The organism is Mesorhizobium sp. M7A.F.Ca.CA.001.08.2.1 (assembly GCF_003998455.1).
GTDB lineage: Bacteria > Pseudomonadota > Alphaproteobacteria > Rhizobiales > Rhizobiaceae > Mesorhizobium > Mesorhizobium ciceri.
This window is the reverse complement of the sequence record NZ_RZPW01001431.1, coordinates 1-535: the sequence shown is the minus strand read 5'-3', so window position 1 is coordinate 535 and position 535 is coordinate 1. Positions and strand designations below refer to the sequence as shown.

The following is a 535-nucleotide window of genomic DNA, read 5'->3' as shown; positions in this document are numbered from 1 at the left end:
GGCTATGACAGTCTGGACGCGTTCTGCGCCGACATCGGTCTGCCCACGCATATCGCCGAGCGGTGGAGCCGTTTTGGTGTTTCCGGCGAGATGAAGCAGGTGTTCACACTGTTGGCGGCGCAGCGCAAGCGGGTGGCCGAGGCGATCGCCGAATTCGAATCCATGACCCATGTCGGCGTCGAGGATTTTTTGCGCGAGCGCGGGCTCATCTAACCGCCTTTGGCAAGCAGCGCCGCGGCGGTATCGCTGTCAGTGATCAGCACATTGGTGTCGACGGCTTTCAGTGCGGCGAGGATCGCCGTGACCTTGCGCTTGCCGCCCGCGGCGAGAACCACATTCGGCACCTGGCCGACCACATCGAGATCGATGGCCATGACACGCCCGTTGACCTCGTGGTCCACCAAACGGCCATTGGCATCGACGAAATAGCACAGCATGTTGGCGACCGCGCCCTTCGCTTTCAACGGAGCGATCAGCGATGACGGAACGATGCCATGCCGGAAGATGGTGGCGTCGGGCGACATGTCGCCGACGG

The 535-nt window shown here is 62.6% G+C and carries 1 protein-coding gene and 1 pseudogene; one reads left to right on the top strand and one right to left on the bottom strand.

Features of this window, described 5'->3' with window-relative positions:
- A pseudogene (locus EN914_RS37820) lies at positions 1 to 213 on the top strand (hypothetical protein); the annotation flags it as partial.
- On the opposite strand, the gene EN914_RS37815 reads toward EN914_RS37820, so the two are convergent.
- Positions 210 to 535: sugar-binding domain-containing protein (locus EN914_RS37815; RefSeq protein ID WP_245497961.1), on the bottom strand; the 326-nt coding region annotated here is incomplete at its 5' end. The pseudogene EN914_RS37820 and the gene EN914_RS37815 overlap by 4 nt on opposite strands.